The 7,783-nt window shown below is 69.1% G+C and carries 6 protein-coding genes and 2 pseudogenes; 3 read left to right on the top strand and 5 right to left on the bottom strand.

What is annotated here, in order from left to right; translation table 11 throughout:
* Window positions 1-85 precede the first annotated feature (85 nt).
* Together ACIBK0_RS45445 and ACIBK0_RS45440 are read right to left on the bottom strand one after the other, a co-directional pair.
* Window positions 86-1,531: a dihydrolipoyl dehydrogenase family protein gene (locus ACIBK0_RS45445; RefSeq protein WP_399094312.1), complete on the bottom strand. Its 1,446-nt coding sequence runs from the start codon at window positions 1,529-1,531 to the stop codon at window positions 86-88.
* Between the two features lie 334 nt (window positions 1,532-1,865).
* Window positions 1,866-2,336 (bottom strand): VOC family protein, encoded by a 471-nt coding sequence (locus tag ACIBK0_RS45440; RefSeq protein ID WP_399094304.1) that lies wholly within the window; start codon window positions 2,334-2,336, stop codon window positions 1,866-1,868.
* Between the two features lie 19 nt (window positions 2,337-2,355).
* Between ACIBK0_RS45440 and ACIBK0_RS45435 the strand changes: the two genes are divergently transcribed.
* From ACIBK0_RS45435 to ACIBK0_RS45425, 3 genes and pseudogenes are all read left to right on the top strand, one after another.
* On the top strand, window positions 2,356-2,523 hold the full coding sequence (locus ACIBK0_RS45435) for a hypothetical protein (RefSeq protein WP_399094301.1): 168 nt from the start codon (window positions 2,356-2,358) through the stop codon (window positions 2,521-2,523).
* Window positions 2,524-2,566: 43 nt separating this feature from the next.
* A pseudogene (locus ACIBK0_RS45430) lies at window positions 2,567-2,946 on the top strand (TetR family transcriptional regulator).
* Window positions 2,947-3,540: 594 nt separating this feature from the next.
* The gene (locus ACIBK0_RS45425) at window positions 3,541-4,539 is read left to right on the top strand and encodes an NADP-dependent oxidoreductase (RefSeq protein WP_399094309.1); all 999 of its coding nucleotides are present in this window, start codon (window positions 3,541-3,543) and stop codon (window positions 4,537-4,539) included.
* Here the strand turns inward: ACIBK0_RS45425 and ACIBK0_RS45420 are convergent.
* The 3 genes and pseudogenes from ACIBK0_RS45420 to ACIBK0_RS45410 all read right to left on the bottom strand — a co-directional run bounded on the left by ACIBK0_RS45420 (window position 4,526) and on the right by ACIBK0_RS45410 (window position 7,297).
* Entirely contained in the window at window positions 4,526-4,753 is a 228-nt protein-coding gene (locus ACIBK0_RS45420; RefSeq protein WP_399094298.1) for a hypothetical protein, read from the bottom strand. The two genes, ACIBK0_RS45425 and ACIBK0_RS45420, sit on opposite strands and share 14 nt — an antisense overlap.
* 74 nt (window positions 4,754-4,827) lie before the next feature.
* Window positions 4,828-5,520: pseudogene (locus ACIBK0_RS45415) on the bottom strand (tetratricopeptide repeat protein); the annotation flags it as partial.
* Between the two features lie 139 nt (window positions 5,521-5,659).
* A complete protein-coding gene (locus ACIBK0_RS45410) occupies window positions 5,660-7,297 on the bottom strand; it encodes an integrase (protein WP_399094295.1) in 1,638 nt (545 codons plus the stop codon).
* Window positions 7,298-7,783: the final 486 nt, after the last annotated feature.

The raw sequence follows: 7,783 nt of genomic DNA, 5'->3' as shown, positions 1-7,783 counted from the left end.
GCCACCCCATAGGGGTGTCTGGACGGAGGAGACCACCCAGCAGCCAGTTGGGCTCTACCTCCAAGCCCGGTCCTTCAGGGCCGGGTCAAGTTGACCCGCGGTGGGTCTCCAGCAGCCGCAGCCAGATCTCGCCGAGGGTGGGGAAGGCGGGGACGGCGTGCCAGAGCCGGTCGAGGGGGACTTCGCCGGCGACGGCGATGGTGGCCGAGTGGACGAGTTCTCCGACGCCGGGGCCGGCGAAGGTGACGCCCACCACGGTGCTGCGGTCGGTGTCGATGAGCATGCGGGCGTGGCCGCGGTAGTCCTCGCCGTACTGGTGGGCACCGGCGACGTGGGCGAGATCGTAGTCGACCACCTTGATGCGGCGGCCGCTCTGTTCGATCTCGCGGCTGGTCAGGCCGACGGAGGCGACCTCGGGGGTGGTGAAGACGACCTGGGGGACGGCCGCGTGGTCGGCGGTGGCGACATGCGCGCCCCAGGGGGCGTCGTCGACGGGCTCGTTCTTGGCGCGGGCGCCGATGACGGCGCCGGCGATCCGGGCCTGGTACTTGCCCTGATGCGTCATCAGGGCGCGGCGGTTGACGTCGCCGACGGCGTAGAGCCAGTCGCCGTCGACACCGCTCACTTGGAAGGTGTCGTCGACGGTCAGCCAGTCGCCGGGGGTCAGTCCGACGGTCTCCAGGCCGACGTCGCGGGTCTGCGGGGCGCGGCCGGTCGCCAGCAGGATCTCGTCCGTGGCCAGCTGCCCGCCGTCGGACAGTGTGATCCGCACCTCGCCGTCCTTGCCGCCCTCGCGGGCCATGGAGGTGGCGGTGGTGTTGAAGCGGATGTCGACGCCTGCTTCGCGCAGTCCGTCGGCGACCAGTTCGCCGGCGAACGGCTCCATCCGCTCCAGGAGCCCGTTCTCGAGGACGAGCATGGTGACCTGGGAGCCGAGGGCCTGCCAGGCGGTGGCCATCTCGACGGCGACGACGCCGCCGCCGACGATGGCGAGGCGGCCGGGCGCCTTGGTGGCGGTGGTCGCCTGGCGGCTGGTCCAGGGGCGGACGGTGTCGTATCCGGGGATGGGGGGCAGGGCGGCGCGGGTGCCGGTGCAGACGGCGACGGCGTGCCGGGCGGTCAGGGCGATGGTGTCGCCCTCAGGGGTCTGCACGGTGACCTGCTTGGGGCCGGTGAGGCGGCCGTGGCCGCGTATGAGGTCGACGTTGACGGAGTTGAGCCAGTCGACCTGGTCCTCGTCCTTCCAGTAGGAGGACATCTTGTCGCGGTGCGCGAGGACCGCCTCGACGTCCAGCGGGCCGGCCACCGCCGGGTTGAGTCCGGGTACGCGGCTCGCGTCGGCACGTGCCACCACCGGCCGCAGCAGCGCCTTGCTTGGGTCGCAGGCCCAGAACGAGCACTCGCCGCCGAGGAGTTCACGCTCCACGATCACGGTGGTGAGCCCTGTGGCGCGGGCGCGTTCGGCCACGTTCTCGCCGACTGGCCCTGCGCCGATGACGATCACGTCGTAGGTGCGGGTTGTCTCGTTCATCATTGCTGTGTTCCTCACTGTTTCGTTCCTCATTGCTTTTGTGAGTCGGTCGGACTCTCCGGCGGCCGCGGCCCCTTGCTGGCCGCGTTCGCCGTTGCCCGTCGCCGGACGGCCCCCGGGCCGCCGCACCGCACGGGGTCGAGGGGCAGTCACGGGATGGGACGGGCCCTGTGGCGGCCGGACCGCCGGGCGGCGGAGAGCACCCACCCTTGCGTTCGCCCGGCGGTCCGGTGCCGGTCTTCGGTCCGGACCGCGAGAAGTGCTGGGCCGGACCGGTTGCCGTCCGGGCCGGGCGCGGCCCGTTGCGGCCCTTGGACGGTGGCTTGTGGGGTGGTCAGCGGCCGGGGAGGCGCTGCGAGATTTCCTGGAGCACCCAGCCGTTGCTGTCCGGGTCGCTGAAGGTGAGGAAGGAGCCGTAGGAGGCGCGCTCGGGGTGCAGGCCGGCCAGCCGCTCCTGGCCGGGGCCGCGGTGGGTGACGTCCCCGCCCTCGTGGCCGTGGAAGAGGCCGCCTGCGTCGTGGAAGATCTCGCTGACCTCGATGCCGCGGCCGGTGAGCTCCGCCCGGGCCTCCTCGATGTCGGAGACGATGAGGTACAGGCCCTGGAACGAGCCGGGTGCGATGGGGGTCATCCCCTCGCCGAAGATGATCGAGCACTCGGAGCCGGGCGGCGTGAAGTGCACCACCCGGACGTCCTCGTTGGCCTTGTAGTCGACGTCCAGGCGGAATCCGACCTTCTCGTAGAAGGCCTTGGCCCGGTTGATGTCGGAGACGGGCAGCACGATCATTTCGAGCTTCAGTTTCATGGGGGGTGTCCTTAGTTTCTTGACGTCGGTGGATTACGCCAATGCGTCACCGGTTCAACAGGTGGTGGTCGCGGCCGGGGCCTCGTTGCCTCCGGCTGCTGCGGCGGACGGCGTGACGCCGAAGGGGGAGTGGGCGATCCGCTACCGGTCCGACCTGAACCAATGGTCCGTTTTTCCGGACCACTGATCCGAATATATGGACCACTGATCCGAATAGTCAAGAGGGGTAGCTGCGGGCCGACGCCAGGACGGACCGCAGCCACCTGCTCGCCGTGGCGGGCACCGCCATCACTGAGCAGGGCGTCGACGTGTCACTTGCGCGACATCGCGCGCAGGGTGGAGGTCGGGCTCGCGACGCTGCTGCGTCACTTCCCGGCGCGTGAGGCGCCGCCGAGGACACCGACTCCGCACTCCACGCTTCGTGCGTCACGATGTGCGCGGCCGGTGTGCGGCTCTTTGCCTGCGCCCAGGCCGCGGTCATGGCGCGGAGCGATATCGATGGCGCCAATTTGTCTGCGCTGCCGGCGGCGCTTGGCTCGGCGATCAGTGGTCGCTCGCGCCATGCGCCGATCGCCTCTTCGGGGGCCCGTCGTCTCGCGGTGGCTGCTGAGCCGACCCGAAGTCAGCGAGAAGCGGGGAACGGGCAAGGTGCCCTGGATCTCGAACTGTTCGTGCGCGCCGCCGTCGTCAGCCGCTTCGCGGCGGTCGTGGCCCGCTCCCGGGGAGCGCGCGGCTCGGTCGGCGCCTTTGGCCGCCTTGGCGAATGCGGCCTCGAGCCGCTCCTGCTGAGCGCGCTGCCGAGTTCGCCGGTCCGCGAACGAGGCGGTTTCGTCTGCAGGCCCGAGGGTGACGTTCCCCGTCGGGCCTGGCCGCTCATTGCGGTTGTCGGAATCTTGCTCGCGCCAGGCCTCAGGCCTTCGAAGTGGCGCCCACGCGTGCCGAGCTGGAGCAGCCTCGCGAGCCCGACCTCCACCCTGCGCGCGATGTCGCGCCGTGACCGTCGACGCCCTGCTCGCTGATGGCGGTGCCCGCTACGGCGAACAGGTGGCCGCGGTCCGTCCTGGCGTCGGCCCGCAGCTACCCCTCTTGACTATTCGGATCAGTGGTCCATATATTCGGATCAGTGGTCCGGAAAAGTGGACCGCTGATTCATTTCATTTACCCCCGCGAGAGACGCAGGAAGAGCGCTGTGCCAAAACAGACCATGAAAGCGATCCGGCTGCACGAGTTCGGCGGCCCTGAGGTGCTGCGTCATGAGGAGGTGCCGGTTCCCGCGCCGGGGCCGGGTGAGGTGCTCGTGCGCGTGCACGCGGTCGGCATCAACCCTCCTGACCGGTATGCGCGCGAGGGGATGCCCGACATACCCCCCGAGATCAGGCCCGAGTTCCAGCTCCCCCTGATTCCGGGGACCGACATCTCAGGCGTCGTGGAAGCCGTCGCCGCCGACGCCAACGGCTTCGCGGTCGGAGACGAGGTGACCGGCCTTCTGCGCTTCCCCACCCTCCTCCAGAGCAGCGCGTACGCCGAATACGTCACCGCGCCTGCGTCCGACCTCGCCCGCAAGCTGGCCGGCATCGACCACGTGCACGCCGCCGCCCTGGTCATGTCGGGATTGACGGCGTGGCAGTTCTTGATCGAGCTCGGGCACGATCATCCCTCGCCGTTCCAAGAGGCCCAGCACCGCCCGATGGCACTCGACAGCCACAGCACGGTGCTCATCAACGGCGCTGCCGGTGGCGTGGGCCACCTCGCTCTCCAGCTGGCCAAGTGGAAGGGGGCCCGCGTCATCGCCGTGGCCTCCGGCGCCCACGAGACGTTCCTGCGCGAGCTCGGCGCCGACGAGTTCATCGACTACACCAAGGAGCGGCCCGAGGAGGTCGTTCGTGACGTCGACCTGGTCCTGGACACCGTCGGGGGTCCCGACAGCAGGCGCTTTTTGCGCACCCTCAAGCGCGGCGGGTCCCTCTTCCCGGTGTACTTCGGCCAGTTCGACGACGAGGAGAACGCGGAGCTGGGTGTCACGGTCACGGCCGTGTCGGTCCGCTCGAGCGGCGCGCAGCTCGCCGAACTGCAGAGCTTGGTCGACGCGGGGAAGATTCGCGTCGCGATCGACAGCACGTTCCCGCTCGCGGATGCCCGGGCGGCGCACGAGCGCGTCGCCCGGGGGCACATCCGGGGCAAGGTCGTGCTCACGGTCGCTTAGGAACGAGCCGTCCCACCGACGCCACGCCGCCGGTGTGCCGCTCATCGCGGCGCGGCAAGAAACGGGCCACGAACTCGCCCAGGCTGTCAGCGACGGCTTCGGGTTCGGCTTCCGGTTTGGCGGGCATGCCGCAGAGCGGTGGATCGTCTTCGATGACGTCGAGTTCACGCGGCGCGCCGTCGATGACGCCGAAGATCCGGTCGTAGGTGTCCAACGGCCGCTGTTCGACCTCGAGTTGGTCGGCGGGGACGGGCCGTTGCCGGGCTTGTTTGTGGCTGGCGTTCTCGCCGGCTTGTCCTGGTAGGTCGCCTGCAAGCTCATGCAGGCAAGGACGTTGGCCATGAACTGGCGGTCGTCGATCTGCTTGGCCAGTTGCAGGGCCTCGGTGAAGTATGCGCGGGCCTGGTTGTACTGGCGGGCGTCGAAATACGTCCAGCCGGTGAGGCGTGCCAGCTCGGCCGCGATTCCGTACAGGCCGTTCTGGAGGGACGCCGGTCGGCTCTCCTTCAAGAGCCCGACCACATACCGGAGCTGACCGACGACGGCCGGCCTCAGAGCCGGCCGCCGTGCTGGTCATCTCGTCGCCAGTAGTCCTCGATAGAGGAGCGGAACGCTTCAAGTGTGGCTGCGCTGAGGCTTGTTCGTGTGGCCATAGCCAGGATGCTGTCCACATCCGGCCCCGGCAGGGACACGGGTGTCTGCTGCTCTGGCGCTTGCGGTGCCTCGCGCTTGGTGACGACGAGAGCCTGTGGAGTCTCCCAAGACCGGCGGGCAAGCCCGAGCATGTGTCCTGGGATGCGCAGGCCGTCCGCGATGCGCTCGATGAACGTCCATGTGCAGCAACTGGCGGCGGCCGGCGATAACTTCGCCCACGCGGCTGGGAGTCAGCGCGCACCGCCTGGCGATCATCGACGGATAGATGCCCGCCCTGATCTTCACCAGCCGGAAGACTCTGGTGAAGTCCCGTACCCGACACGCATTCGGCCACTGCTGGAGGTGGCTGCCGCAACACAGGGTGCCGCTCCAGCCTCCCAGGGTCCTGCACACGGGCCAGGAGCCTCCATCAAGGCATGCAGCGCATCGGGCCCCCAGCCGTCGGGTTGGACGAGGAAGCGCCGGATCAGCGGGGCGGCTCGAGAAGGTCGACGGTGGCGAGACTCGTCTCGCCGTTGACGAGTGTGAGGGCGACTTCGGCCCGGGCTGCCAGGTCAAGGGGATTGAGGCCTTCGGTATAGAAGGCATGGACAATGCGGTCGAGTCCCGCACCGATCAGGGGGGCGGCAGTGCGCAGTGATGCCTCCAGGGCGACACCGCTGGTTGCTCCGCCGTGAAGGACGATGTTGCGTGTGCGGTAGAGGCGTCGCAGGGCGACGCGGAACGCCTTGTTGACCTCGGCGAGTTGCCTGCGCGGCTCCGCGATGAGGGCGGCCATCCGGCCGGCTGCGGACTGGTCGGAATACCGGGTGGATGCCTTGCTCAGAGCCAAGGCATCCACGCCGCCGGCGTGAAGGGCCCCGGCGACCAGACGGGCACGCTCCCGGTTGCTGTTGCAGCCCTGGAGAGCGCGGGTGAGTTCGTCGGGCCGTCTCGGCCGGTGGCGGTGGGCCAGGGTGGTCAGTTCGGCCCGGGGCCAGGAGCAGGCAATGATCGCCGCCATGCGGTCGGCAGCGACGGCTTTGCCCCGCTCGCGGTCTCCCTTGGGGTCGTCGGCATGGACCAGAAGCGATTCGACAGCTGCCCATCCGCCGGCAACGGCAGGCGCGAGCGCACCCCGGTTGATGACCGCGGCGAGTTCGAGCGCGTCGTCGATACGCCCGCGTCGGCTGTCGACCTTGTACAGGTGCTTTTCATGAACGAGAGACAGCACGTCGGCGCCCCGGGTGGGGGGACCCAACGGCACCGGGGCGGAGTGGCCGGCGATCCAGATGTGCGGCAGCGGGACCACTCCGCCGCGGCTGGCACGCAGGAATTCAGAGCGGGCCGTCATGCGGTCCAACAGCCGCCGTGCCTGTTCGGCAGCGCCGTACGGGTCGCGTGCGCTGAGCTGGTAGACAAAGCCTCCGCCGGAACGGAACCCCGCGGTGCCGTGCCCGTGTTCCCTCAGCCAGGCAACGACCTTGCCTTTGGGGAGCCAGTGCTCCAGGGGCTCAGCGAGTTCCCGGCGCGGTACTTTCGCCAGAGCCACAAGGACCTCGTAGGGGCGCCCCGGAGCTTGGGCCAGTGCGGCTGCGCTCTCGGCGATGTCGCTGGTGGTGGCCTGGTCCCGGTCAAGCCTGCGCGCCCAGTTGCCTAAATAGCTGGAGCTGTAGCCGAGATCCAGAAGATGGGCTGCCACGGTGCGCGAGAAACGCTCGGGTTTGACCCTCTTGCCTTCCTCGACATTCACCGCGGCCGCCCAGCGCTCCAGGTAGCCGACCCGGGCATGCCCGATGATCTCCTTGAGTCTGCGGCGCTCCGGGCTGGGGTCCCACAGCGGCTGCTCAAGCAGCGCGGTGAGTTCTTTACGCAGGTCCCGGTCACCGAGTCCGCGATCGGGGCCTATAAGGGCGCTGAGCTCCTTGCGCTGCCAGTCGCAGGCGGGAGGCGACAACACGTTGTGGGCCTGCCAGTAGCTGGCCTCCCACAGTTCCTCCAAAGCGAGGACCGAGCCTATGTCCCACAAACGGCGAGGCCAGGGTGTTCCTTCGTCGGTGAAATAATCGGCCAAGCGGGCAAGAACGTGGCGAGCGTACAGGTCGGGGACCGGCGCGGAGACCATCGCAAGACTCTAGCCGCAGCGACCGAGCCGGGACAGCAGGAAAGCGGAAATCTGGTATCCTCCAAGTGGACTTGAAAGGGTCACTCGCCACCGTGTGGCCACTGGCCCCCGGCCCGCACGCTTATAGCGTGCGGGTTTTTTCTTCGCCTGACGCCTCCCCTGACCTGCGCGCCAGAGCTATGTCGTCCACTCAACTCCGATCCACCGGTTCGGCCCTGAAGTGATCACCGCGGAGCGGTTGGGGCTGATCGGCTGATGAAGGGCGCAGTGCTTCCGGGCAGCTGCCGAACACCAGGGCGCGGACGATCTCGGTTCAGTTCGCGTAGCCGCGGCAAGCCCTGCCCCTCCGGGAAGGCCCCGGGTCCGAAAGCGGCGAACATGCCCTGCGTTTGCGGGCTGAAGGCGACGCCACAGCCCCGCCACTGCTTGAGCTCGACCACCACCATGCCCAGCGCCTCACCGGGCGCTGGGCCCAGTAGCAGCGCG

It is taken from the genome of Streptomyces sp. NPDC050564, from assembly GCF_044457265.1.
Lineage (GTDB): Bacteria > Actinomycetota > Actinomycetes > Streptomycetales > Streptomycetaceae > Streptomyces.
Note: the sequence above shows the minus strand (reverse complement) of the source record. Positions and strands in the feature narration are given on the sequence as shown.